Consider the following 25,500-nt stretch of genomic DNA (forward strand, 5'->3'; position numbering starts at 1 on the left):
GGCTGGCCTCAAAAACTTTCGCTGCGCCCGATCAGCCACTTGGCAAGCGCCAGCACTGCAAAGGTGATGAAGAACAGGATGAGACCGAGCGCCACCAGACTGGACGTATAGAGATCCGACGTCGCCTCGGAAAACTCATTGGCAATCGAAGCGGAAATCGTAGTGGCGGGCGACAACAGCGAGGTCGCGATCCGGTGTGAATTGCCGATCACGAAGGTGACTGCCATGGTTTCGCCCAGCGCCCGGCCAAGGCCCAGCATGACGCCGCCGATCAAGCCGCGCCGCGTATAGGGAATGATGATGTGGAAGACGACTTCCCAGGTGGTCATGCCCATGCCATAGGCCGATTCCCTGAGCAGCACCGGCACCGTGCCGAACACGTCGCGGGTCACGGAGGTGATGAACGGAATGACCATAATCGCCAGCACGATCCCCGCTGTCAGAAGACCGATGCCATAGGGTGCGCCGGTGAACAGCAGGCCGAGAACAGGCACATTTCCGAATGTGGCAATCAAAGCTGGCTGCACCACGGATTGCATGATCGGCGCCAGTACAAAGAAGCCCCAGAGCCCGTAAATAATGCTGGGAATGCCCGCCAGAAGCTCGATGGCCGTACCGATAGGCCGTTGCAGCAGCGGCGGACACATTTCAGTCAGGAAAATAGCAATGCCGAAGCTGACGGGAACGCCAATCACCAGACCGATGACCGAGGTAATCAACGTGCCGTAAATGGGTGCAGCGGCCCCGTAAATGTCCTTGGCCGGGCTCCAGCGTTCGTTCCACAGGAACGATAGGCCGAATTCGCGCCAGGTCGGTAGAGATTCGATCAGCAGCGACAGGAACACTCCGAGCAATGCGACCATAACCAGCATGGCACAAAGCCAGGTGGCGCGGATGAACACTGTATCGGCAAAGCGCACCCGCTTGGCGGCAGCTGTTCTTAGCTCGTCCTCGCTCATGGTCGGTTGATGGATGACAGTCATACAGAGCTTTCCGAAGGGACAAGGCAGCGCAGTGGTTCAGATATGCAAACAGCGGGCGATGACCGTCCGCTGTTATTGTAGAGGAAAGACCAGCGGCGATTACATCGCCTTGAAGACCGGCTTGCCGTCCTTCTGGATGCTATCCCAGGAGTTTTCGATCAGCTTCACAACCGGCTTGGGAATAGCGACATATTCCAGCGCCTTGGCTTCACCGGTGCCATCCTTGTAGGCCCAGGCGAAGAACTTCAGCGCGGCTTCGGTCGCGTCCTTGTCGACAGGGTCCTTATGGATCAGCACCCAGGTGGAAGCAGCAATCGGCCAGCTCTTTTCGCCGGGCTGATTGGTGATGACGACGTTGAAATTCTTGGCACCGGCCCAATCGGCATTGGCAGCGGCAGCAGCGAAGCTGTCCAGCGAAGGCTCGACCACCTTGCCGGCGTCGTTCTTCATCTTGGCATAGCCAAGCTTGTTCTGGATCACATAGGCATATTCGTTATAGCCGATAGCGCCAGCGGTCTGCTTGACCGTGTTGGCAACGCCTTCAGACCCCTTGGCACCGATACCAACCGGCCATTCGACAGCAGTGTCGGAGCCGATCTTGCTCTTCCACTCGGCGGAAACCTTGCTGAGGTAATCGGTGAAGTTGAAGGTCGTGCCGGAACCGTCGGCGCGATGCACGACAACGATGGCTTGCTCAGGCAGCTTGACGCCCTTGTTAAGGGCTACAATCGCCGGGTCGTTCCACTTGGTGATCGTACCCATGTAAATGGCTTCGAGCGCCTTGCCATCCAGCACCAGTTCGCCCGGCTTGACGCCTTCGATATTGTACATCGGCACGATGCCGCCCATCACCATCGGAAACTGCGTCAGGCCGTTCTTGGTGAGTTCTTCGTCGCTCAGCGGCTTGTCGGTAGCGCCGAAGGTGACGGTCTTGGCTTCGACCTGCTTGATACCGCCGCCTGAACCGATGGACTGATAGTTCAGGCTGATGCCGGTCTTGGCTTTGTAGGCTTCACCCCATTTGGAAAACACAGGATAGATGAAGCTGGAACCGGCACCGGAAATATCGGCGGCAAAAGCCGCACCGGTAAAGGCGACCGAAAAGGCGGCAAGCGCCGCACCCGTGGCGATCTTTTTCATGAAAGTCATCGGAATAATCCCCGTGTTCGTCGAGCAATCTCTTAAAGCCCCAGCGGCTTTTCGAGCGACACTGGAATTGGCGTAAGTCGCTTCCATGAAGCTTTCGTGACAAAATTCCGACCAGCGAGCGGCATCACGCGGCTGTGATTTTCAGGCAAGCTGGCGTGATTTTCCTTCCATTTGCAATCAGGTTTCTGACCGTCTTTTAAGGGAGGTTTTTTCCTCTCTTCACTGACCCATCGCTGAATCTGGAATGAAACAAGAACGTTTTCACTGGCCTTTCGGAGTAGAATCACTACATTGAGCAGCATGAGCAACGGTTTTGACGATATTCCCTTCTTCGACGAAGAGCCTGCACCCCGGACCTCCCCAGCGGGAGGAAAGGCCACGGCTACGCCGGAAAAGGAAACCACGACGCCTGCGGGCGGCGGTTTGGGCATCGCGGCGCGGGCCATGGCCGCGCGCGACCAGAACCGCAATCCGGATTACCTCTCCGGCCTCAACCCGGAACAGCGCGAAGCGGTGGAAACCCTTGATGGTCCGGTTCTGGTGCTGGCGGGTGCCGGCACCGGCAAGACACGGGTGTTGACCACCCGTATCGCCCATATTCTCGCCACTGGCCGCGCTTTCCCCAGCCAGATCCTCTCCGTGACCTTCACCAACAAGGCAGCCCGCGAGATGAAGGAGCGCGTCGGCGTTCTGGTCGGTGGCGCTGTCGAGGGCATGCCGTGGCTCGGTACGTTCCACTCCATCGGCGTCAAGCTTTTGCGCCGCCATGCCGAGCTGGTCGGCCTGACCTCGGATTTCACCATTCTCGATACCGATGACGTGGTGCGGCTGATCAAGCAGCTCATCCAGGCCGAAGGGCTGGACGATAAGCGCTGGCCCGCCAAGATGTTTGCCGGAATGATCGACGGCTGGAAAAACAAAGGCCTCGACCCGGCGCAGATCCCCGAGGGCGACGCGCGCGCCTTTGGCAATGGCAAGGGCCGCGAGCTTTACGCCGCTTACCAGGCCCGGCTGAAAAGCCTGAATGCCTGCGATTTCGGCGATCTTCTGCTGCACCCGATCCGCATGTTCCGCGCCAATCCGGATGTGCTGAAGGATTATCACCAGCGGTTTCGCTACATCCTTGTCGATGAGTATCAGGACACCAACACGGCGCAATATATGTGGCTGCGACTGTTGGCGCAGCGGCCAAGCAGCAGAACCGCTGACGGCAAGGTCACAAACGGCACAGTCAACATCTGCTGCGTCGGTGATGATGACCAGTCGATTTACGGCTGGCGCGGGGCCGAAGTGGACAACATCCTGCGCTTCGAGAAGGATTTTCCGGGCGCGAAAGTTATCAAGCTGGAGCGCAATTACCGCTCGACGGAGCATATTCTTGGCGCTGCCGGGTTCCTGATTGCCCATAACGAGGGGCGTCTGGGTAAGACGCTGTTTACCGACCGGGTCGATCCGAACGATGAAAAAGTCGTGGTGCATGCCGCCTGGGATTCCGAGGAGGAAGCCCGTGCAGTTGGCGAGGAAATCGAGCAGCTGCAACGCAACCAGCATAAGCTCAACGACATGGCCATTCTGGTGCGCGCCTCCTTCCAGATGCGCGAGTTTGAAGACCGGTTCGTAACGCTTGGGCTGAACTACCGGGTCATTGGCGGTCCACGCTTTTACGAGCGTTTGGAAATCCGCGATGCCATGGCCTATTTCCGCATGGTCTGCCAGCCCGCCGACGACCTGGCCTTTGAGCGGATCGTCAACACGCCGAAGCGCGGTCTGGGTGACACCACGGTGCGTACCCTGCATGACTATGCCCGCAAACGAGATATTCCGATGCTGGCGGCGGCGTCCGACATCATCGAGACCGATGAGCTGAAGCCGAAGGCGCGCAAGGCGCTGTTTGACGTGGTGACGGATTTCCGCCGCTGGCAGGATCTGCTGGAAAACACGCCGCATACCGAGCTTGCCGAACAGATCCTCGACGAGAGCGGCTATACCGCCATGTGGCAAAACGACAAATCGGCGGAAGCGCCGGGACGGTTGGAAAACCTGAAGGAACTGATCCGCTCGATGGAAGCCTTCGAGAGCATGCGCAGCTTCATGGAGCATGTCTCGCTGGTGATGGATGCCGAGACCAACGAAAATCTCGACGCCGTATCGATCATGACGCTGCATTCCGCCAAGGGGCTGGAATTCGAAACGGTGTTCCTGCCCGGCTGGGAAGAAGGCCTGTTTCCGCATCAACGTGCTCTGGATGAAGGCGGACGCGCCGCGCTGGAGGAAGAACGGCGGCTGGCCTATGTCGGCCTGACGCGGGCCAAGCGCCGCTGTCACCTGTGGTTTGTCTCCAACCGACGCATCCATGGCCTCTGGCAATCGACCATGCCGTCGCGCTTCCTGGATGAACTGCCGCCCGCCCATGTGGAAGTGGCGGAGGTGGAAACCAGCTATGGCGGCTATGGGCGCGGCGGCTACGGCCAGTCCCGCTTCGACAAGCAGGAACCGTTTGCCAATTCCTACTCCACCCCCGGCTGGAAACGCGCCCAGGCCAACAAAACCGACGCCACCCGCGAAAACTGGGGCAGCCGCTCCGGCCACACGGTCGAACGCATCGGCTACGGCGAAAGCGGCCCCCGCGGCCAAACCATAGACGGCCAGTTGGTCGCCAAATCCACCAGCAATGAACCATCAAAGTTCACAGTCGGCGACCGCGTGTTCCACATCAAGTTCGGCAACGGCAATGTGTCTGTCGTTGAGGGGAACAAGCTGACGATCGATTTTGACCGGGCGGGGCAGAAGCGGGTGCTCGATGGGTTTGTAGAGCGGGCTTGATTCGAACTGCTGTTTAAAATTTGGGAGTTAGATAAGTTGGAACCTGAAATTGGAAAATGCGGCTTTCCGTTGATTGGTCCACATAACGACCAGGAACTAGAACTTATGCTAAGGGGTGAAAAGCCCATGGCAACTTTTTCAGTCGAACCAGGGATGGAGCCGCAGTACACTGGAGAAGAATTTGAACCTTACGTATTAAATGGTACTTTCGTAAAATTCACAGCAATGGGAACTCCTCCAGTTATCGAAAAGCGATGGTTTTGCTTAAAAGGACAGGAGTGGCGGGGGAAATTAGCAAAATGGATATATGAACAAGCTCAAAGTGGAAAAAACCCGATTGCCTTCGATATAATTGATTTACATAAAGTAGACGGATTTTTATTAGGATATACAGATGAATGTATTGATTTTTTCATTTCAAAAATGACTGCAGAAAGAAAATAGTCGGATTTTTGCCCGATTTTTGCATCAGCTTTTTCGCGGGGGCCTGCATTCAAATTATCTCAAAACTTGTTGAACATAAGTGAGGATTTGAAATGGTCAAAGTTGCATTTCTGAGCATACTTCTTCTAACATCGGCACTGTTAACGTCAAATGAAGCAGTAGCTGCCCGCTCATCAGGCGCCCGATGCAGTTCTTGCGGCGCCCCTGGGCAGACAGGTTCAATTCGAAATATGAGCGGCGGCGTGATGTGCGATGACTGCGCAAGCAAGAATGGTGGAAAATCATGGGACGAAGATTCAGGTGGGTACACCTCGCCTGGTGACGATGATGATGATGGCGGCGGTGACGATGATTGAAAAAAAATGGACGTTGGCAATCTACGCCAACTCAACCGCTAGATAGATGGTTTACCTGAGATCAATTACTCGAAAAAATTTGGACTGGGCCGACTGCCCAGTTCATTTAAAAAAAATTATAGACGTAGCTAAAACAATCGAATTCAGTAGTAATATCACATTTTTCACTGGGGAAAACGGCTCCGGAAAATCAACAATTATCAAGATAATAGCGGCTGGAATGGATGCCTATGCTCTAGGATATTCGGGTCACGTTACCAGTGATCCTTATCTTAACATTACGTCAAAACTATCTGAATTGTATTATTTTTCACGTACAAAAAAAGCGCGAACAAGAATGCTATTAAGATCAGAGGATATCCTAGGATATGTAAAATATTTAAATGATTATGAAATCGATAATGGTAAAGAAACACACTCTTCTTCATTGAAGAAGAATTCATTCGACAATCAACAATTGATAGATACAATTAACAGCAATCAGTTGGGCATAAAATCCTACGGACAAATATTAATTGAGTTAATAAATAATAGAGTTCATGATGAAGGTCTATATTTACTTGATGAACCAGACACTCCATTATCAATTATGAATCAAATAATTCTCTCAGAAACAATAAAAGAAAAATCCAGAAATGGAGCGCAATTTATTATTGCCACCCATTCACCTATCCTATTAAGAAACAAAAATGCAACCATATATGAATTCAGCGAAGACGGCATAAAACAAAAGCAATTTGATGAATTGCGCAGCGTATATTTACTAAAACGATACTTGAGTGATCGGGATTTTTTAAATGAAGAAAATTAAATATTTTATAAAAAAAATTTAATTCAATAAATTTGAAGATCGAGCTAATATTTTACGGCGCGTGTCTTAATTCTGAGCAAGCCATATCAGTCCCACTTGCATAGCCTTCTATAAATTCATGATCTAGCCACGAGACAAGTCTTCCTGGCAACCAACGGTAAGGAGTTCAGCTCCACACGCTTAGGGTGCTGAAACTACTCTTGTCTCTCAATGGAAAGCATCCGCCAAACTGCAGCCCTCCATATTGCACCAAGAAAGGCGATGCGTTGTATGTAGGTATGTTCATACAATGGAGTATGCCGATAGGTACGTCCAGCTAAACCAGTCGCAAATTCAATCAGGATGTCAGCGGCGAAGCGGCCCGCGGAGGCGGCACCCATTATCATCACGGATCACGGCAGACCATCACATGAAAGCTTGAGCTGAACGGCCTTATGACCCTTCGTATCAGCCCAGCGCTTCTTCATTCCGGTGCAGCCACATCAGTTCCATTTGCACGGCGTCCTGGAAATTCATGATCTCACCGCGCATCACGTCTTCGGGGCAGCCGAGGTCGAGGAGTTCGGCACCGAGCTGGCGGCAGGTGGCGCGCCAGTAGATGGTGGCATCGTTGCCTTGCAGGCGGTCCAGCGTCACGGCGGCACCGCGCACCATGTCACGGCGGCTGGCCAGCGGGAAGAAGGCCAGCGTCGAGGCGACGGGCTCAAGCTTGGCGGCAGTGTTGGGCATACGAACCATCCTTTATACTGATGATTCGTTTTACGGCTTCATGGTTAAGGTTTGGTTGCCGTAGCGGAAGGACATTTGAATCAATTGTTTCAAAAGAAGACCCCTCCCGGTCAAAACCGGAAGGGGTGAGATTTTATAATATTTTGTATTCGCGGAATGCGAGGTGCCGGTTCGTTCCAGAATTGCCGATGACGTGGCGAAAATGGTGATGTCGAGAACCGGAGCGGAGCGTACTCATGTACGTGAGCCTAGGTAAGCACAGACATCACCATTTACAGCCCGTCAGCGGCGATTATGGGGCGGACCGGCTAGGGCAGCGTATAGGCGATCACGTAGTCCCCCGGCTTGGTGCCGAGAGAACCGTGGCCGCCAGCGACCATGACAACATATTGCTTACCGTTCAGTTCGTAGCTCATCGGCGTCGCCTGGCCGCCAGCCGGAAGCCGGCTTTCCCAGAGAACCTTGCCAGTGGCGAGGTCATAGGCGCGCAGATAATTATCGACGGCGGCACCGAGGAAAGCCACGCCGCCCTTGGTAATCATCGGCCCGCCAATGCCGGGTACGCCGACCTTGAAGGGCAGCGGCAGCGGCGTCATGTCATGCACGGTGCCATTGCGGTGCTGATAGGCGATTTTGCCGGTCTTCAGATCAACAGCGGCAACCGTACCCCATGGCGGCGCCTGGCAGGGAATGCCGATGGGCGACAGGAACGGACCCATCTTGACCGCATAGGGCGCGCCGTCATTGCGGTTCAGCCCCTGTTCTGAACCTTTTTCGTCCTGGCCCTTGGCCGGAACCTGATCGCGCGGCACAAGCTGCGAGGTGAAGGCCAGATAGGTCGGCATGCCGAACATGACCTGCTTTTCCGGATCGACAGCAACCGAACCCCAGTTGAACGTGCCGAAATTGCCGGGATAGATGATCGAGCCCTGCAACGATGGCGGGGTATATTGGCCGTCATAGCGCAACTGATGGAACTTGATGCGGCAGGCCAACTGATCGAGCAGCGTCACGCCCCACATATTGCGCTCTTCGAGCTTTGGTGGGCGAAAGCTTAAGGCCGAAATCGGCTGGGTCGGCGACGCATGATCTTCCGGAATAGTGCCGCCGGGGGCTGGAAGTTCCTTGATCGGAATGATCGGCTGACCGGTGCGCCGGTCCAGCACATAGATATCGCCCTGCTTGGTGGAGGCAACGAGCGCCGGAACAGTGGTGCCATCGCGGGTAATATCCAGCAGCACGGGCTGGGCAGGAACATCCATGTCCCAGAGGTCGTGATGGACGAATTGCTGCACCCAGCGGTCGGCACCGGTATTGAGGTCAAGCGCCACGACCGAGGAGGAATATTTCTCCACATTGGCGCTGCGGTTCATGCCCAACTGGTCCGGCACCTGATTGCCGAGCGGGATATAGACGAGGCCCAACTGTTCATCGACCGAGAATACCGACCAGCTATTCGGCGAATTGGCGGTGTAAGTCTGGCCTTGCGGAAGCGGCTGGGTCTGGCCCGGATTGCCGCTGTCCCAGTTCCACACCAGCGCCCCGGTCTGGACGTCAAAGGCGCGGATCACGCCGGATTGCTCCTTGGTGGAATAGTTGTCGTTGACCGCCCCACCAATGATGATCTTGCCAGCCGCAATCACCGGCGGCGACGTCGAATAGTAATAGCCAGCCGGATTATAGGGCATGCCCTGTTCCAGATGCAGCACGCCCTTGTCGGCAAAGCTCTCGCAGATCTTGCCATTGGCGGCATCGAGCGCGATCAGCCGCGCATCCGAGGTCGGAAGATAGACGCGGGTGGCGCAGGGCGCACCTGATGTAGCGGCAGGATCGGCATAATAGGTGACGCCACGGCAGGTCTGGTGCTGGCGATCCGGGTTCAGGCCGACATTGGGGTCAAATTTCCATTTCTGCTTGCCGGTTGCCGCATCCACGGCGATGGCCCAATTGTGCGGGGTGCAGAGATAGAGCGTGTCGCCCACTTTCAGCGGCGTGACCTGATAGGTGGTCTCGCCGACATCGCCGGGCAGTTTCACATCGCCGGTCTGGTAGGTCCAGGCGGTCTTCAGCGTCTTGACATTGTCGGTGGTGATCTGGGTCAGCGGCGAATAGCGCTGGCCATAGGGTGTGCGGCCATATTGGTGCCATTCGCCATCGGCCATGTCGCCGCCATAGGATGGCGTGGCGCTGGCCACATCCATCGGCAGCGTACCCGGCTTGTCATAGGGGTCCTGTGTCATGGAATAACCGGCGACAACAAGCGCGACCAACACCGGCAGCGCTACTGGCCAGGCGCTCGCCGCAATGCCGCCTTCACGGCGATGTAGCGGTCCCAGCCTGCGGCGGATGGCAGGCAGAAGCAGCACGAAGCCAAGTACGATGACCAGCCCTCCGCGGGTGCCAAGCTGCCACCAGTCGAAACCGACCTCCCAGATCGCCCAGCCTAGGCAGCCGAGAATGAACAGCCCATAGATCCACAGAGCAGCCGCCTTACGCATCAACAGAAGCAGCGCAACGAGAATGAAGGCAAGACCGGCGATGAGGTAAAACGGGCTACCGCCGAGCGACAGGAGATAGCCGCCTCCGCCGCCGAGCGCGAGCCCGAGGACGGCGAAAACGACCGCTGTAACGATAAGGATCATAGGACAAATCCGATGCATGTTGAAAATAAGCGGGGCTGCGTCAAAAATTTACGCATAGGTAAACTGCAAACGCATGAGCGACCGTTAGGTTCCTACCGATCTTACCGGCAAATCAAATTTTGAGACCAAATACTCTTACCCATACCCTTGCGCGCATCGATCCACCTTGCCATGGTCTGGCGCAAAATCAGCAGGAGGGATCATGACCAAGGCGCTGCTTCTCATCGATATCCAGAACGGCTTTTGCCCGGGCGGCAATCTGCCGGTGCCGGAAGGCGATCAGATCGTCCCCATCGCCAATGCCCTGATGGCCAGCGGGGCCTATGACCTGATTCTCGCCTCGCAGGACTGGCATCCAGCCAATCACGGCAGCTTCGCCTCTCAGCACCCCGGCACCAAGGTTTTCGAACTGGGCGAGCTTTCCGGCAAACCGCAGATGATGTGGCCGGACCATTGTGTGCAGGGCACGGATGATGCCGAGTTTTACCCCGGCCTCGATCTCTCCCGGATCGATCATGTGCAGAAAAAGGGACTGAACCCGTTGGTGGACAGCTATTCAGCTTTCCGCGACAACGATCAGGCAGCCCTGACCGGCCTTAGCACCTGGCTGATCGGTAAGGGCGTCACCGAACTGGATGTCATGGGCCTTGCCACCGATTACTGCGTCAAGTTTTCCGTGCTGGATGCGCTGGACATGCTGCCGGGCGTAACTGTGCGGTTGATTATCGACGGCAGCCGGGGCATCGATCCACAGACGGTGGAGGCGGCGATTGCCGACATGCAGGCTCACGGCGCAAGGCTTATCACCAGCGCTGATGTCCTCGTCTGAGAAACATCTATTACTGCAAAAAGAATGGGTTCGGGAGGGCCGCCATGGAGATTATCAACACGATTGCAGCGCTGCGCCAAAGGCTCGATGCCTGCCGCAAGGCTGGAAAATCCATCGGTTTCGTGCCGACCATGGGCTATCTGCATAAGGGTCACCTGACGCTGGTCGAACAGGCGGAGACTGAAAACGCTGTGACTGTGGTGTCGATCTTCGTCAACCCGCTGCAATTCGGCAAGGGCGAGGATCTGGAGAAATATCCCCGCGATCTCGCCCGCGACAGCGCCATGCTGGAGGCAGCAAGCGTCGATTTTCTGTTCGCGCCTGGCGTGGCCGACATGTATCCGCGACCGATACAAACGGTGGTCGATCTGCCGGAGCTGGGCGGCGAGCTGGAGGGCAAGGCCCGGCCCGGCCATTTCGCGGGCGTAGCAACCGTCGTTACCAAGCTGTTCAACATCGTCCAGCCGGATGCCGCCTATTTTGGCGAGAAGGATTATCAGCAGGTGGCGATCATCCGCCGCATGGTCGAGGATCTCGCCATGCCGGTGCGCGTCGTGCCGGTGGCAACCGTGCGCGAGGCCGATGGGCTGGCCTGCTCGTCGCGCAATGTCTATCTGACCGAGGAGCAGCGTGCCGCCTCCGCCATCGTGCCGAAAGCGCTGGAGGAGGCGGAACGGCTCTATCGCAACGGTCTGCGCGATGCGGCGGAGATGGAAGCCGCCCTTGCCGCCTTCATTGCCCGCGAGCCGCTGGCGCGGCCCGACGTGGTCGCCGTGCGTCACCCCGATACGCTCGCCACCCTGCCCCATCTGGACCAGCCGTTTCTGGTGCTGCTTTACGTACAAATCGGCACGACCAAACTGCTGGATAACCGGGTTATCGACATCGAAAGCAAGAAGGAAGCCGCCGAGTGAGCGCCCCGCCCCGCCAGAAACGCCTGACGCCCACCACCATTGCCGCGCTGAAGCATCAGCGCCCGATAGTGTCCCTCACCGCCTATACCACGCCGATGGCGCGGCTGATGGATGCCCATTGCGATCTGCTGCTGGTCGGCGACAGTCTTGGCATGGTGCTGTATGGGCTGGACACCACGGTTGGCGTCACCCTGGAGATGATGATTGCCCATGGGCAAGCGGTGTTACGCGGAGTCAGTCATGCCTGCGTCATCGTCGATATGCCCTTCGGCTCCTATCAGGAATCCAGAGAACAGGCCTTCCGCAATGCGGCACGGATCATGAAGGAAACCGGCTGCGATGGCGTCAAGCTGGAAGGCGGCACGGAAATGGCCGAGACCGTCGCCTTTCTGGTGGAACGCGGCATTCCGGTGCTGGGCCATGTCGGGCTGATGCCGCAACAGGTCAACACATCAGGCGGCTACCGTTCCAAGGGCCATGATGAGCCGGAAGCAGGCAAGATCCGGGCCGACGCCACCGCTATAGCCAAGGCAGGCGCTTTCGCGCTGGTCATTGAAGGCACCGTCGAGCCTTTGGCGCGAGACATAACCCAGACCCTTGCCATCCCCACCATCGGCATCGGCGCCTCGCCTGCCTGCGATGGCCAGATCCTGGTCTCAGACGACATGCTGGGCCTGTTCAACAATTTCAAACCGCGCTTCGTCAAACATTATGCCGAGCTGGCCGGGGTGATTTCAAAGGCCGTGGAAGACTATGCAACCGAGGTCAAGGCACGGCAATTTCCCGGACCGGAACATACGTTCCAGCCGCGTAAATCGTAACTGCCAAGGCAGCAGCACCTCGCGCCCTTTTCCGGCGCGCGGTGCTACGGCTATTTGACGATGATGAGCAGCCCCGCGGCAATCAGCAATGTGCAAAACGACAGAACCAGGGTGCGTTCATCGACCTTGTGGGCCAAATGAACGCCCGCTGGCACGCCCAAAAGCCCGCCGATGGCCAGCATGGAGCCAAGCACCCAATCGACATGGCCGTAATAGCCGTATTGCATCAGACTGATGCTACATCCGGGCAGCGCCAGCGCCAACCCGAGTCCTTGCGCGCGAACCTGGGAATGCCCGTAAAACATCACCAACAAGGGAACGGCCAGCATGGCGCCTCCCACCCCAAACAAGCCAAGCGATATGCCGCCAATAGCCCCCGGCAGAAAAGCCCATCGATAATCAAGGCTATGCGAGACGAATTTTATGTTGCGCGTGACAGCGACGAAGGCCGCAAGCAGCATCAAAAACACGCCATACCAGAGCTTCAATGTCTCGCTCGACGGCGACAGAGCCCAAAGAGAGCTGATCGCCGAGGTGATGCTGCCACTGGCGGCCAGCACAAGGGCCGTCTTGAGATCGAAACTGCCCTTGTTGCGGTATTTCACCAGGGCATAGAGAACATTGGTGACCACCATGACCAAAGCTGTCCCTTGGGCAAGCTTCTGGTCATAGGCCGCAAACAAAACCAGAAGCGGGATTGCAAATGTCCCGCCTCCGGTTCCCAGGAAGCCTCCGGCTGTTCCCAGAAGCGCGCCAAAGGGAAGTCCAAGCATATTAATCAGCATCGAATGCGGACCCAGGAATATTTACAAAAATTCATAAAAACAAATACTTAGAGGAGGTACACGTTGTAAAAACACAGTACATAGGTAGATGTGCTCTACAGCACTGTGCGCCCTATATGGGCGGAAGTGTTCGCTGCGCTTTACATCAGCTGCATATTTTTCTCCTTAAATCGATTCCGGTTTAAGGGAGCGGCTATGCTGGCTTGGTCGTCTACCAGGCAGAAGATAGTCGGCGCAGACTATTTATGTGAATGTGAGAGCCCGCGTCTCCCCGCTAAAGATAAGGCGAACGCCTGGCCCGCCAATCCGGCGCCAATCACCAGAACGTCGTAGTAATCCTCAGTTCCGTCTGAAATCATCATATTGCCCCCCGGCAAAACAGCAGATCAAGCGTTTCAATAATACCCATGCGCCAGATACCCGCAGAGGTTGCTTGATCAACAGGGCGCGCTTTAAGTTCTTGAAAGCATCAAGTCAACTGGAAGCGCCCCTTTTAATTGCAGTGCACTCACCCTTCAATCAAACGAATTTGACAGAAAAACGCACCATGGCGCAAACCTCAAGACGCCATCGTCCGCTCCAATTGGTAGATCCCGTCATTGAAGCGATCGATCTGCTCGGCCAGCAGGGTCTGGGCGTCGGCAAGGCCTCTGTTGTAGAAATGCACACCGACCGTTCCGGCCAGAAAATCGATCAGACTTTCGACCTCGAACCGTCCAAGCTCGACCTCATGTTCAATCGCCAGGTGTTTTTGCAGCCGTGAAACCAGCAGAGCCAGTTCTTCTTTTGAAAAATCGGCTTTGACATCATCGGGCTTCGGCATCTGAAACGGTTCCTTTTCGACAAGAATGGTCGGATGGAATAGGGCATGACTATGAGCACGCATCAATGGAAATCAACGCAGGATCACTCCTATTGATTTGCTCGTTTCGCGCTGATGTTCTAATCCACCCCTCATTCTTGGGAGGGAAAACAAGGGCTGGCCTGAAAGACAGGCCATCCCAAGGCATATACCCATTTAGAGCATTTCCGCCTTTCATAGAAACGCATAAATACTCTAACTGTTTGTTTCAACAGATTTCCAGACGCAAAACCGCACCGCATTTTTGCTGGAAATGCTCTAGGAAAAGACGATGTCAGACTTTACCGATGGTGCGCGCCAAAGCGTTCCCATCACTCTTTCCACATTGCCCTTCGCCGCCTTGTTTGGTGCAGTCGCTGCCGCCCATGGCCAATCGGTGGCTGAGGCGACGCTGATGAGTGCGACGATTTTTGCAGGCGCCAGTCAATTGGTCGGCATCGATCTGTTCGGCAATAACGTTCCGGCCTGGCTGATCGTGCTGTCGGTGTTTGCCGTCAATTTCCGCCATATCCTCTATTCGGCGGCCATTGGCCCTTATTTCCAAAGGCTGAGCGGACTGCAAAAGGCCGTCGCCTTCTTCTTCATGACCGATCCGCAATTCGCCGAAACCGTCAAACATGCCGAAGGTGGCAAGTCTGTTTCCTTTGGCTGGTATATGGGCTTTGCGCTGGCCATCTATATTCCCTGGGTCGGATTTTCGGCGATTGGCGCATTGTTCAGCAGCCTGATCGGCGATCCGAAAGCGGTCGGCCTCGACGTGCTGCTGCCCGTCTATTTCATGGGCAGCGTGCTTGGCTTTCGCAAGCGCCCGAACTTCCTGATCGTGGTTGCCGTCAGCGCCGTGGCCGCGGTGTTCGCCATGCATGCCGTTGGCTCACCCTGGCATGTCAGCCTCGGCGCACTGGCGGGCATTGTTACCGCAGCCCTGTTGCCACCGAAGACGCAGGCGGCCCTTGAGGATCGACCGGAGATGACGCAATGATGGATCTTGACCCTTCCATGGTGGCGATCATTCTGGCCGCCGCCCTTGCCACCTACCTCACCCGCGCTGGCGGCTATCTGGTGATCAGCCGTTTCAAGACTTTGCCACCCAGGGTCGATGCGGCGTTGAACGCGGTTCCTGCTGCCGTGCTGACCACGCTGGTCGCTCCGGCCTTTTACGCCGGTGGGATGGAGGTGAAATTCGCCATGCTGCTTGGCCTCGTCGTTGGCCTGCGCTTTTCGCTAATCCCCATGCTATTGACCGGTTGGGGTGCCGCCGTACTGATCCGCCAGTTCATGGCCTGATCGCTATCGGCTCCACCCCGCGGCAATCACCTCTCCAAAGCCGCTAAAACTGGGGTGAAGCTTGTTTTACAGTTAGTATCTCTTATTCAGCCATATTTAATATAAATAACCTATGGTAGAACTCTGTCGTCGCGACCGTTTGCCTTGCCGATTCGTCTCGTAACCACGTGAGGGCAATTTGATTGATGGCGCCATGCGGCAAAAAGGCGGAATGCATTGAGAGGGGTTTTTAAATGGGTCATCAACGTCATCGACTGGAACTGATTGCTGGCGGCAAGGAACCGGCAGCGAACGCCCATTCCATCCATCAGATTGCCGAGGACCTGCAAAAGCTGATCAAGGCGTCAGACGCCGCCCGCTGCGAGATGTTGAGCTATCTGCTGGAAGTGGCACTGGATGAGGCCATCCGCGAAAGCGAGGAAAGAGGGCGCTAATCACCCTGCTTCCTCCTCTGTCGTTTTTCTAAACGAACATGCCCAAAGCGAAGATGCCTATGCATCCTCGCTTTTTTAAATAGCCGACCGCGCCAATGGCTCGGTCGCCCGGATCAGCCAGCTTCGAGCATCGTCTCCCTCTACCAGCGGCAAAAGCTGCTCTCGCGTGCGGGCATGATAATCGTCCAGCCAGCGCAGTTCCTCACGGGTCAGCATGTCCTCAACGATCAGATAGCGGTCAATGGGCGCGAAGGTCAGCGTCTCGAAGCTCATCATATCAAGGTCGCCGCCGTCCACCGGCTCCAGATCGCGCACATAGACGAGGTTTTCGATCCTGATGCCGAAATGACCGGGCCGGTAGTAGCCAGGCTCATTGGACAGAATCATGCCTGGCAGCAATTCCTGGGTGGAGAGCCGGGAAATACGCTGCGGTCCCTCATGCACGGACAGAAACGAGCCGACGCCGTGGCCGGTGCCATGGGCGAAATCCGCCCCGGCCTTCCACAGATTGATACGCGCCAGCGGATCGAGATCGCAGCCGCGCGTACCCTTCGGAAAGCGCGCCGTGCTGATGGCGATCATACCTTTCAACACCAGCGTGAAGAACCGCTTCTGATCATCCGGCACCGCGCCGACGGCAAGCGTGCGGGTAATATCCGTGGTGCCGTTGACATATTGGGCGCCTGAATCGACCAGGAACATTTCGCCTGCCCGGATTGGCCGGTCGCTTTCCGTCGTCACGCGGTAATGCATGATGGCGGCATGTTCACCTGCGCCGGCAATTGTATCGAAAGACACATCCTTCAGCGGGTTCTGCATCCGCTCGCCCACTTTGGCGCGGATGGTTTCCAGCGCCCGCGTCGCACTGATTTCCGTCGCGCTGCCCGCCGGTTGCCGGTCGAGCCAGCTCAGGAATTCGACCACGGCCACGCCGTCCTGCACATGGGCGACGGCAGAGCCGTTCAACTCAACAAGGTTTTTCACCGCCCGCCCCAGCTTAGCCGGATCGCCACCGTCCACGACCTTACCGCCCCGGCTGGCCACCAGACGTGCCAATGCCGCTGGCGAGAGATCCGGGTCCATCAGAATGCGGGCACCGGTCTGCGCCAGCATTGCCAATTGAGACACGAAATTCTGCGGATCAAGCCGGGTGGCAAGACCATCGAGATAGGTCTCGACCTCCAGATTCGTCTTGCGTCGGTCCAGAAACAGTTCAGCCTTGCCATCGGCGTGGATGATTGCGCGCGACAGCGGATGCGGCGTGTGAGGCACATCCTGGCCACGAATATTAAAGATCCAGGCCACCGACGATGGATCGGTGATCACCACCGCCGCTGCGTCTTTTGCTGCAAGGCCATCGGCGATTTTGGCAATCTTCTCGCCCGCCTCGACCCCGGAGGCCGAGATCGGCTGGATCGACACGGCGCCCAACGGCTCGGCAGGACGGTCGGTCCAGACCGCATCGAGCGGATTTTCATCGACCAACACCAGCGTGCCGCCAATCTCGTTCAGCGCCTTTTCCAGCCGCGACACCTGCGCCACCGTATGCATCCATGGATCGATGCCCAGCCGGAAACCCTTCGGCGCATGGGCTGGAATCCACTTGGCCGGAGGCTCGTCAATCAGGTCGCCCGGCGTGAACACGTCGAGATCCACCTGCTGGCGCACCTGCGTGACATAGCGGCCATCGACAAACACCACGGCCTGGCTCTGCGTCACCAGAACTTCGCCCGCCGAGCCGGTAAAGCCGGTCAGCCAGGACAGGCGTTCGGCTGAAGCGGGCACATATTCGCCCTGATATTCATCGGCCCGCGGGATCAGAAAACCATCGATACCCAGCCCCGAAAACCGGTCACGCAGCGCCGCGACACGGTCGCGACCGAATTGAGGAGTGGAGGTAACGTCAAAACTTTGGAACATGAGACCTGTCCGACACTGTCAAAAACTGCTGCCAACCTATAACAGCGGCGCCGAAATGACACCCTTTCCATCACATTTGCCCTGCTTTTCGCCTTGCCCCGTCAGCCCGGGGCAGATTGTGACGGTTTTTTGACCACAAACAGTCTGACAGCATGATAATCGATGCGCTGAGCGCATGGCTCCCATGCCAGCAAAACGCTGTCGCAAATCAGCTAAACCGATTAGAAGCACCGCAACGCAACATGCTAAACAAAACCGAAGAGACATCCGATGACCAGCCCGATCCGCACCTCTGCTCCGACCCGCGCCATGCCGCTCGGCCGTCAGATTGGCCGCATCGGCCTGACCGGCGCCTCTTCCCTGTCGCGTGACATTCTGGCTGGTGAAACCCGCACTGGCACTGTCCGCAACGGCTCGGTTCGCGCTGCAATCTAACATCATCCTGAAATTGCCCATGCGACGCTGCCGCTATGGTGGCGTGTCGAGCGGACATTTCACCTATCGAACACAGTCCCGGCTACGGGACCCGCTTGAGCCTCTCCTCCCAGGGTTCGCGGGTTGATCAGGGAAACCTGATCGAGAAAAAGGCGGCATGGCGGTGCCGCCTTTTTTGTTTTTTGTGAAAAGCGACATTTCTGAAAACGCTAGTCCGATGGCATAAGTCTGACGGCAATTGGCCCGCTCAAGAGCCATGCGCGCTATTCACTGCTGCACCGCACACAATCATCGCAAGCTGAAAACCCATTACAGGTGGGCCTATTGCAGATGAATGGTGACCCAGCCATTGCGCCAGATGGTGCGCACATGCTTCACCCCTGCACCATTATAGGCGGCGATCACTTTCCAGCGTTGCGATGCCAGAATGCCGGAGAGGATGACGGAACCGCCCGGAGCCAGATGAGTGACAAGCTGCGGCGCCATCTTCATCAAGGGACGAGCAAGAATATTGGCGATGATCAGGTCGAAAGGCCCGAATTCACCAAAAGCCGTTGAATGGAAGCCCGGAGCGGTGCGCCATTCGATGCCGTTGGGAACGCCGTTGCGCGTGCCGTTTTCCTTGGCCACCCGCACTGCGATCGGATCGATATCGGTGGCCAGCACCGGTACATTCACCAGTTTGCGCACAGCGATGGCCAGAACGCCGCTGCCGGTGCCCAGATCCAGCGCGTTACGGGGCTTGCGGGCCCGCACCACGCTATCGATCATCTCCAGGCAGCCAGCGGTCGTGCCATGGTGGCCGGTGCCGAAAGCCTGACCGGCATCGATCTCGATGGCCAGATCATGAGGACGGACCTTGTCGCGGTCATGGGACCCATGCACCAGAAACCGCCCTGCCCTGACAGGCGTCAGGCCTTCCAGCGATTTGGCGATCCAGTCGATATCGGGGATCACTTCACGCTCGACCGGCAGATCCGGAAATTCCGCGACCAGCGCCGTCTTCACCCGCACCAGTATATCGTCTTCCTCATCGAACATCAGGTAGATCGATGTTTCCCAGATATCGCGTTTTTCATCGACCTCCGTGGTGGCAATCGCATAATCTTCTTCACCGAACTCAAAGCTTAAGAGGTCGAGAATGTGATTGGCCTGCACTTCGGTGGTGCTGGTGAAAAAACGAAGTTCGCTCACGGTCGATATTCCCTATGGGGCGGGCTGATTGAACGCCCACCTTTCTGCCGCTTCCGGTACAATGCCTGACGCGCCGTTGCAACATCAAAGCAGGACAGGCATCGCTCCGCCCCCACCCGCGAGCGGTCAACCCTTCATCAGCTTTTGCAGCTTCTGGACGGCGGTTTCAGGGTTCTCCCCATAGGCAATCGTTCCTTTGAACCGACCCTCGGCATCCAGCAAAAACACCGAGGCCGTGTGGTCCATGGTGTAATCGCCATTCGGATTGCCCTCATCCACCGGCACTTTCTTGGCGTAGACCCGGAAGCCCTTGACCATCTCCATGACCTTGTCGGGCGCGCCGGTAATGCCGGTGATCCGGTCGGAAACATTCGAAACATAGGTATTGAGGATCTCGGTCGTATCGCGCTCGGGATCGACGGTAACGAAATAGGCATTCAGATGGCCGCCCTGCGGATCGATCTGTTTCAGCCAACCATCCAGCTCGAACAGGGTGGTCGGGCAGACTTCGGGGCAATGGGTGAAGCCGAAGAATACCGCGCTCGGCTTGCCGCGCAGCACCTGCTCGCTGACCGCCTGCCCCCGTTGGTCCACCAGCTGGAAGGGCACGCCGTAAGCCGCCTCGCCCACCGTGCGGCTCGATTGGCCAATTTCAAGCGTGAGATAGCCCAGCAACGCCGCCGAGGCCGCCACCAATATCCAAAGCCCGATCCGCAGTCTCTTCATCGCTTCACTCAATTTTCAAAGCCCGGCATTTTCAAAGCGCACGGCATGATTGACCGCCGCAAATACCGTCCGCCCATGTCCTTCCATACAAGCCAAGGGACAGGCAAGGCAAATCAAACAAACCGCAAAGCTGGAAAATCCAATGCCATGGCCCGAGACATATCGTCGCCCGCAACCGTCCTACAGGCTTATGCACATGACCAAACCAAAGGTGTTGCGTGGTGCAGGATAGAAATAAATTATCAATCGGGAATAGTATTAGTAGAAGCTTAATAGTCTTGAGAGACAGTCAGCCTGCATGTCGGCCTTACGCCGTCAGGACATGATGTCCTTGGAGGATTGCTGCAAAGATCGCTGTCCCGCAAAGGGCTGGACGTGAAAGTTGCGGCGGTTTCAGCAATGACAGCAGCCCTTCCGTGGGAAGAGCGCAGTCCTTCTAAACTCCTCACAGCATGTTCCATAGGACCGACCCGGTCACGTCAACTGAGCCATGCGGGGATATTCATGAGCAACGCAATTTCCGGCCGAAGCCTTTCCGTCGGCCAGCGCCTGATGACCTTGGGCGGTGCTGCCATCTGCGCCATCGCGGCCATGCTGGCCGTCGGCTACTATAAAAGCAGCCAGCTGGATTACTCGTTGCACCGGGCGATAGAACTCAAGAACAAGCTGGAAACGGTCAACGAGCTTCGGCTCGCCAATGGCGAAATCACTCTTGCGGCCATGGACACGATCATCGACCGTGACGAAGGCAAGGTACAGCCGGACCGTCAGGAAATTTTCGAAAAGAGCGGTCTCGCGCTCGCCAATGGGGCCGCCATCGTCAAGCAGGTTGCCGCCGATGTCGGCCTGTCGGCAAATGTGGCAAGCTATGATAGTGACGTACAGAAGATCCGCCAGGAAACCACCGTCGAACTCAAGAAACTGGTGGAAACCCAGGCGCCGGACGAAGCCTATGCTCGGATCGACGATGTGATAGACGGCGCTGGTGGCAAGCTGAGCGACACCCTGGCCAATCTTTCAGCCGCCGCTGGAAAACTGGTCGAAAGCCGCGTGACTGCCGCAACTGAGGCTTCCAGAAGCGCCATCACCATGCAGATTACCATCGGATTGATTGCATTTTTCCTGGTTCTCGGATTGCAGATCATTCATGCCCGTTCTGTCGTCAGCGGCATCCGCAATGTCCGCACCAGCCTCAAGGATATTATCGATGGCAATTACGACAGCGAGATTGTCGGTCTCACCCGCGGCGATGAAATCGGCGACATCGCGCGTTCCGCTGATATTTTCCGTCAGGCTGTCATCGACAAACGCACGCTGGAAGCCGAGGCTGAAGACAGCCGAAAGAGCCGCGAAACCGAGATGCGCGAGAGCGAAGCCGCCGCGGCTGCCGAGCGCGACCGGATGAAAGCCGCCGTCGATGCCCTAGGCAAAGGCCTGAACCGATTGGCCGAGGGCGATTTACAGGCAGCGGTCGATGAAGCATTCCCGCAGGAAGTCGAACGCCTGCGTACCGATTTCAACCTGGTCACCACGCATCTGCGCAATGTCATGGGCGAGATCTCCATCAATTCCAGCTCAATCCAGGCCAATGCCAATCAGATGCGCTCCGCCGCCGACGACTTGGCGCGCCGGACCGAACAGCAGGCCGCATCGCTGGAAGAAACGTCGGCTGCACTGGCCGAGATTACCGAAACGGTCCGCACCAGCACGCAGCGCGCCGAAGATGCCAGCCACATGGTTGACAATGCCAAGACCTATGCCGAACAGTCCGGTGCCGTCGTCTCCGACGCCATGGCCGCCATGGAGCGGATTGAAAGCGCCACCGGCGAAATCGGCAAGATCATCAACGTCGTTGACGAGATCGCCTTCCAGACCAACCTCCTTGCCCTAAACGCAGGCGTCGAAGCCGCCCGCGCTGGCGAGGCCGGCAAGGGCTTTGCCGTCGTTGCCCAGGAAGTGCGCGCCCTGGCCGGACGCGCCGCCGACGCCGCGCGTACCATCAAGGATCTGGTGACGAAATCCAACGACGAAGTGCGCACCGGGGTCGAGCTTGTGACCGCCACCGGCGAGGCTTTGCATAAAATAGGCGAAGATGTTCTCCGAATTAACGATCACGTTAAGTCGATTGTAACCTCGGCGCGCGAACAATCAGTTGGCCTGAGTGAAATCAATTCCGCCGTTGGACAGATGGACCAGGTCACGCAGCAAAATGCCGCCATGGTCGAAGAGACCAATGCGGCAAGTCATACGCTTGCCAGCGATGCAGACAATCTTGGACAGCTCGTTGGGCAATTCAAGATCGGCGGCGCAGGCGAGACGCGGCCAGGCTCACACCCGGCGCGACCGACATCAAGCAGACCTGAGTCGGCAAGACCGACCTCAGCACCGACGCAGTCTCCCGCAAAACAGCTCATGAGCAAGGTTGCGGGGGCTTTCACCAAAGGCAGCGGCTCCGCGCCAGCCCGTGCAACGGCGGCCGCCCCATCAACCGACCACTGGGAAGAGTTCTAAACCATGTCCAATGCCATCAAGCAGTCCGGCGCCTACCTCGAAATCGTCTCCTTCCATCTTGGCGATCAGGAATTCTGTATCGACATCATGGCTATCCGTGAAATTCGCGGCTGGGCACCCGTCACCCCGATGCCGCATACCCCCCCATACGTCCTGGGCCTGATCAACCTGCGCGGCGCCGTCATCCCGGTCATCGACATGGCCTGCCGGCTGGGCATGAGCATGACAGAACCGTCCGAGCGCTCAGCCATCATCGTCACCGACATCGCCGGCAAGCTGGTTGGCCTGTTGGTCGAACAGGTCTCGGACATGATGACCATTCGCGGTGAAGACTTGCAGCCCGCCCCGGAAATCATCCCGGAAATGCAGCGCGCCTTCTGCCGCGGCATCGTGGCGCTGGAAAAATCCATGGTCTGCTTCCTCAACCTCGACACGGTAATCGCCGACGAGCTGGCCAACGCCGCCTGAACGGCGGAGTGTAAGCCTGGCTGAGCAGCCGAAGAAACAAGAGACCGCCGGTTCGGACGTGATGGCACCGAACCGGTGGTTTGTTGTGTTTTAAAATTGTGATGGTGACGGGGCTGAAATTGCCGCTATCGGCTCTCTATATGTCTTAAGAGGTCGGCACGATGGTCGCAGTCAAGAAACCTGAGGCTCCGCCGCAAAACGGCCTTGGAGTTTTGCGCGACATGGTTTGGAAGGGCATATCGTGACAGCAAAACCGCTGCACACTTTTGCGCGACATGCCTGATGGAGAATGATGATGAAAAAACAGATTTCGGCACTTCTAACCGCAGCAAGCCTGGCGATAGGCTTTACATTTCCCGCAATGGCAGGCGAGCTTACCCTCCCCGACATCCTGTTTGGCAAGCGCTATAATGACGGCGTCTCGGTGGAGTTTATCGCCCAGCATCCGCCCGGCCACGGCAATGACCTGCCGCTTCTGGTACGCTACCCCTCACGCCAGCGGATTGAGACATCACAGGCCGAAGTCAATGGCAGCCCCGCTTTGCGTGAGGCCATGAAGGTCCGGGGTATTTTGGTGAAAAATGTCATCTGGGTGCAGACCGCCGCCAATGGCGGCAAGGTCGTCTACGTCAAGTAGGTCAAACAAGGTTGGCACGTCCCGAGACGCCATACCGACTGAAAAACCTGTCCGCCCAAGTTGAGCGCACAGCGAGGAGATCAGCTTAAGAAAAGCGGGCCTGTTTCTTGAGAAAGACAGCTGAGAACAAAACGATCGAGGGTCTGTCCGGCTCAATCTGAACCGGACAGACCCTCGAATACAGAAGTCCACCCCGGTGGCATGGAGGCGACTTTCAACATCTCCAGACTGGTGATCCCAGGAGAAGGATCAACGGCCTTGGCAGACAAGCGGTAGATCACGAGCTTCGTAACAACTGTCACGTTATCGGAAACGCTCTCAAGCCGGTAACGGCTTAAGGAACAGACGATCCGCAGACAAAAGCGTTACAACAGACCCATGACGCTGCAACTCCCCAGCGCTCCGCTGGCGACTAATCTGCACCATAAGGGCGCACCAATAAAGCCGCGACACGCCCGAATTGGCGGCTCATCCGCTACGAATCCTGACCTTTTTTGGTATTTGCCTTGGCATTCATCAAGGGCAAGCCATACAATCAGGGCTTGCCGTTTTTCCAGGTTACGCTTTGATTGAACAGCGGTACGGTCGAAATCGCCATTTTGGCGGAGCCATCAACCACCTGCCGGGAATGGATGAGATAGACCAGCGTGTCATTATCCTTGTCATAGATCCGGTTGACGACCAGCGTCTTCCAGATCAGCGACCGGCCCTGGCGAAACACTTCCTCGCCGCCTTTTGACAGATTGATATCGCCAATCTCGATCGGGCCGGTCTGACGGCAGGCGATGGAATTGTTGGACGGGTCCTCAAACCAATTACCCTTATGCAGCCTGTCAATCAGCGAACGGTCGAAATAGGTGACATGGCAGGTAATGCCTTTCACCTGCGGATCGGCCACGGCCTCAACGACGATATCGTTGCCCACCCAGTCCACACCGACCTTGCCGACCACATCGGCCATGGCAGGCGTACCAAGAAGTCCGGCAAAAGCCGCAGCCAGCAGCAGCTTGGATGATTTGAACATAACAGCCTCCGAGAAATACTCAGTCAGAGATATGCTTTCGCCATCACGTTACAAGATGCGCGGCAATGCCATGCCAAAAACTGTCAAGCAGACACCCGCGCTGGCTTGCGCACCGAGCAGGCTTGATAGCCACCCGGAAACAGCCGCCCGATGGAAAGACCCATCATGCCAGCAAGCTCGCCCAGATCCTGCGCGCCCCGGCGCTCCATCATCGCGATCACCGCTTGCGCGCAAACCGACGCATCTTCAGCGGCATTGTGATGCCGGAAGGACAATTGCAGATGTGCCGCCAGCACATTCAGCCGGTGGGAAGGCAGATGCGGCCAGACCTTCTGCGCCAGTTTGACGCTGCACACATAAGACAGGCTTGGATAGGGCTGGCGATAGAGATCACAACTTGCCCGCCATACCGACAGATCGAAGGCGGCATTATGCGCCACCACCATCGCACCGGCGAAATCATCGGCAAATTCGTCCATCACTTCGGGAAACTCGCCCGCATCCTCGACATGATCGGGCCTGATCCCGTGAATGGCGATGTTGAAGGAGGAAAACCGCATGGTCTTTGGCCTGATCAACCGCTCCTCCACCCGCACCACCTGCCCGTTCTCGACAAAGGCCAGCCCGACCGAACAGGCGCTGGCCCGCTCTTCATTGGCGGTCTCGAAATCGATTGCGATGATTTTGGGCTGCAATGGCGTTGACATCGATCCCCT

At 57.0% G+C, this 25,500-nt stretch carries 26 protein-coding genes; 14 read left to right on the plus strand and 12 right to left on the minus strand.

Annotated elements, in window-relative coordinates; genetic code table 11:
- Positions 1–8: 8 nt before the first annotated feature.
- The 3 genes from pstC to G6L01_RS09810 all read right to left on the minus strand — a co-directional run bounded on the left by pstC (position 9) and on the right by G6L01_RS09810 (position 2,434).
- Positions 9–983: a phosphate ABC transporter permease subunit PstC gene (pstC, locus tag G6L01_RS09800; RefSeq protein ID WP_070165096.1), complete on the minus strand. Its 975-nt coding sequence runs from the start codon at positions 981–983 to the stop codon at positions 9–11.
- 99 nt (positions 984–1,082) lie between these two features.
- The gene (gene pstS / locus G6L01_RS09805; RefSeq protein ID WP_070165097.1) at positions 1,083–2,132 is read right to left on the minus strand and encodes a phosphate ABC transporter substrate-binding protein PstS; all 1,050 of its coding nucleotides are present in this window, start codon (positions 2,130–2,132) and stop codon (positions 1,083–1,085) included.
- Positions 2,133–2,164: 32 nt separating this feature from the next.
- Positions 2,165–2,434, minus strand: a complete 270-nt coding sequence (locus G6L01_RS09810) for a hypothetical protein (RefSeq protein ID WP_070165098.1) — start codon at positions 2,432–2,434, stop codon at positions 2,165–2,167.
- On the opposite strand from G6L01_RS09810, the gene G6L01_RS09815 reads away from it, so the two are divergent.
- From G6L01_RS09815 to G6L01_RS09830, 4 genes are all read left to right on the plus strand, one after another.
- Positions 2,433–4,955, plus strand: coding sequence for an ATP-dependent helicase (locus G6L01_RS09815; protein WP_071206472.1), 2,523 nt, complete (start codon positions 2,433–2,435; stop codon positions 4,953–4,955). The genes G6L01_RS09810 and G6L01_RS09815 overlap by 2 nt on opposite strands.
- A gap of 36 nt (positions 4,956–4,991) precedes the next feature.
- Positions 4,992–5,399: a hemin receptor gene (locus G6L01_RS09820; protein ID WP_139190314.1), complete on the plus strand. Its 408-nt coding sequence runs from the start codon at positions 4,992–4,994 to the stop codon at positions 5,397–5,399.
- A 252-nt stretch (positions 5,400–5,651) separates the two neighbouring features.
- Entirely contained in the window at positions 5,652–5,801 is a 150-nt protein-coding gene (locus G6L01_RS09825) for a hypothetical protein (protein WP_156584107.1), read from the plus strand.
- Positions 5,802–5,834: 33 nt separating this feature from the next.
- Positions 5,835–6,566: an AAA family ATPase gene (locus tag G6L01_RS09830; RefSeq protein WP_174089234.1), complete on the plus strand. Its 732-nt coding sequence runs from the start codon at positions 5,835–5,837 to the stop codon at positions 6,564–6,566.
- A 447-nt stretch (positions 6,567–7,013) separates the two neighbouring features.
- Here the strand turns inward: G6L01_RS09830 and G6L01_RS09835 are convergent, their stop codons facing one another.
- Complete coding sequence (locus tag G6L01_RS09835) at positions 7,014–7,295, minus strand: DUF6074 family protein (RefSeq protein WP_041696784.1); 282 nt, start codon at positions 7,293–7,295, stop codon at positions 7,014–7,016.
- Positions 7,296–7,603: 308 nt separating this feature from the next.
- Positions 7,604–9,937 (minus strand): glucose/quinate/shikimate family membrane-bound PQQ-dependent dehydrogenase, encoded by a 2,334-nt coding sequence (locus tag G6L01_RS09840; RefSeq protein WP_070166400.1) that lies wholly within the window; start codon positions 9,935–9,937, stop codon positions 7,604–7,606.
- 202 nt (positions 9,938–10,139) lie between these two features.
- Here G6L01_RS09840 and pncA point away from each other — a divergent pair, with 202 nt between their 5' ends.
- The 3 genes from pncA to panB are packed head-to-tail and all read left to right on the plus strand — an operon-like array spanning position 10,140 to position 12,501.
- A complete protein-coding gene (gene pncA, locus G6L01_RS09845; protein ID WP_070166401.1) occupies positions 10,140–10,766 on the plus strand; it encodes a bifunctional nicotinamidase/pyrazinamidase in 627 nt (208 codons plus the stop codon).
- Positions 10,767–10,810: 44 nt separating this feature from the next.
- On the plus strand, positions 10,811–11,680 hold the full coding sequence (gene panC, locus G6L01_RS09850; protein ID WP_070166402.1) for a pantoate--beta-alanine ligase: 870 nt from the start codon (positions 10,811–10,813) through the stop codon (positions 11,678–11,680).
- On the plus strand, positions 11,677–12,501 hold the full coding sequence (gene panB, locus G6L01_RS09855) for a 3-methyl-2-oxobutanoate hydroxymethyltransferase (RefSeq protein WP_070166403.1): 825 nt from the start codon (positions 11,677–11,679) through the stop codon (positions 12,499–12,501). The genes panC and panB overlap by 4 nt, the downstream gene beginning before the upstream one ends.
- A gap of 50 nt (positions 12,502–12,551) precedes the next feature.
- Here the strand turns inward: panB and G6L01_RS09860 are convergent, their stop codons facing one another.
- Together G6L01_RS09860 and G6L01_RS09865 are read right to left on the minus strand one after the other, a co-directional pair.
- Positions 12,552–13,286: a sulfite exporter TauE/SafE family protein gene (locus tag G6L01_RS09860; protein WP_070166404.1), complete on the minus strand. Its 735-nt coding sequence runs from the start codon at positions 13,284–13,286 to the stop codon at positions 12,552–12,554.
- Between the two features lie 559 nt (positions 13,287–13,845).
- Positions 13,846–14,109 (minus strand): DUF2164 domain-containing protein, encoded by a 264-nt coding sequence (locus G6L01_RS09865; RefSeq protein ID WP_070166421.1) that lies wholly within the window; start codon positions 14,107–14,109, stop codon positions 13,846–13,848.
- Positions 14,110–14,419: 310 nt separating this feature from the next.
- Here G6L01_RS09865 and G6L01_RS09870 point away from each other — a divergent pair, with 310 nt between their 5' ends.
- The 3 genes from G6L01_RS09870 to G6L01_RS09880 all read left to right on the plus strand — a co-directional run bounded on the left by G6L01_RS09870 (position 14,420) and on the right by G6L01_RS09880 (position 15,869).
- Positions 14,420–15,130, plus strand: a complete 711-nt coding sequence (locus tag G6L01_RS09870; protein WP_070166405.1) for an AzlC family ABC transporter permease — start codon at positions 14,420–14,422, stop codon at positions 15,128–15,130.
- Entirely contained in the window at positions 15,130–15,435 is a 306-nt protein-coding gene (locus G6L01_RS09875) for an AzlD family protein (RefSeq protein WP_060717914.1), read from the plus strand. The genes G6L01_RS09870 and G6L01_RS09875 overlap by 1 nt, the downstream gene beginning before the upstream one ends.
- Before the next feature lie 233 nt (positions 15,436–15,668).
- Positions 15,669–15,869: a hypothetical protein gene (locus G6L01_RS09880; protein WP_041696788.1), complete on the plus strand. Its 201-nt coding sequence runs from the start codon at positions 15,669–15,671 to the stop codon at positions 15,867–15,869.
- Between the two features lie 75 nt (positions 15,870–15,944).
- Here G6L01_RS09880 and G6L01_RS09885 read toward each other — a convergent pair whose 3' ends face one another.
- On the minus strand, positions 15,945–17,789 hold the full coding sequence (locus G6L01_RS09885) for an aminopeptidase P family protein (RefSeq protein WP_071207372.1): 1,845 nt from the start codon (positions 17,787–17,789) through the stop codon (positions 15,945–15,947).
- 270 nt (positions 17,790–18,059) lie between these two features.
- Between G6L01_RS09885 and G6L01_RS09890 the strand changes: the two genes are divergently transcribed.
- On the plus strand, positions 18,060–18,224 hold the full coding sequence (locus tag G6L01_RS09890) for a hypothetical protein (RefSeq protein ID WP_156584108.1): 165 nt from the start codon (positions 18,060–18,062) through the stop codon (positions 18,222–18,224).
- A gap of 321 nt (positions 18,225–18,545) precedes the next feature.
- Here G6L01_RS09890 and G6L01_RS09895 read toward each other — a convergent pair whose 3' ends face one another.
- Complete coding sequence (locus tag G6L01_RS09895; protein ID WP_070166407.1) at positions 18,546–19,418, minus strand: 50S ribosomal protein L11 methyltransferase; 873 nt, start codon at positions 19,416–19,418, stop codon at positions 18,546–18,548.
- 126 nt (positions 19,419–19,544) lie between these two features.
- Positions 19,545–20,144, minus strand: a complete 600-nt coding sequence (locus G6L01_RS09900; protein ID WP_070166408.1) for an SCO family protein — start codon at positions 20,142–20,144, stop codon at positions 19,545–19,547.
- A 504-nt stretch (positions 20,145–20,648) separates the two neighbouring features.
- Between G6L01_RS09900 and G6L01_RS09905 the strand changes: the two genes are divergently transcribed.
- The 3 genes from G6L01_RS09905 (at position 20,649) to G6L01_RS09915 (ending at position 23,760) form a co-directional block, all read left to right on the plus strand.
- On the plus strand, positions 20,649–22,655 hold the full coding sequence (locus G6L01_RS09905) for a methyl-accepting chemotaxis protein (RefSeq protein WP_070166409.1): 2,007 nt from the start codon (positions 20,649–20,651) through the stop codon (positions 22,653–22,655).
- Positions 22,656–22,658: 3 nt separating this feature from the next.
- Positions 22,659–23,123 carry a chemotaxis protein CheW gene (locus G6L01_RS09910; RefSeq protein WP_015916481.1) on the plus strand — a complete coding sequence of 155 codons (465 nt, stop codon included), beginning with the start codon at positions 22,659–22,661 and terminating at the stop codon, positions 23,121–23,123.
- Positions 23,124–23,412: 289 nt separating this feature from the next.
- Positions 23,413–23,760: a hypothetical protein gene (locus G6L01_RS09915; protein WP_345799415.1), complete on the plus strand. Its 348-nt coding sequence runs from the start codon at positions 23,413–23,415 to the stop codon at positions 23,758–23,760.
- 535 nt (positions 23,761–24,295) lie between these two features.
- Here G6L01_RS09915 and G6L01_RS09920 read toward each other — a convergent pair.
- On the minus strand, positions 24,296–24,784 hold the full coding sequence (locus G6L01_RS09920; protein WP_070166411.1) for a CreA family protein: 489 nt from the start codon (positions 24,782–24,784) through the stop codon (positions 24,296–24,298).
- Positions 24,785–24,867: 83 nt separating this feature from the next.
- Positions 24,868–25,491 (minus strand): 3'-5' exonuclease, encoded by a 624-nt coding sequence (locus G6L01_RS09925; protein WP_070166412.1) that lies wholly within the window; start codon positions 25,489–25,491, stop codon positions 24,868–24,870.
- Positions 25,492–25,500 lie beyond the last annotated feature (9 nt).

The sequence above is a fragment of the Agrobacterium vitis genome (assembly GCF_013337045.2).
GTDB classification, from domain to species: domain Bacteria; phylum Pseudomonadota; class Alphaproteobacteria; order Rhizobiales; family Rhizobiaceae; genus Allorhizobium; species Allorhizobium vitis_B.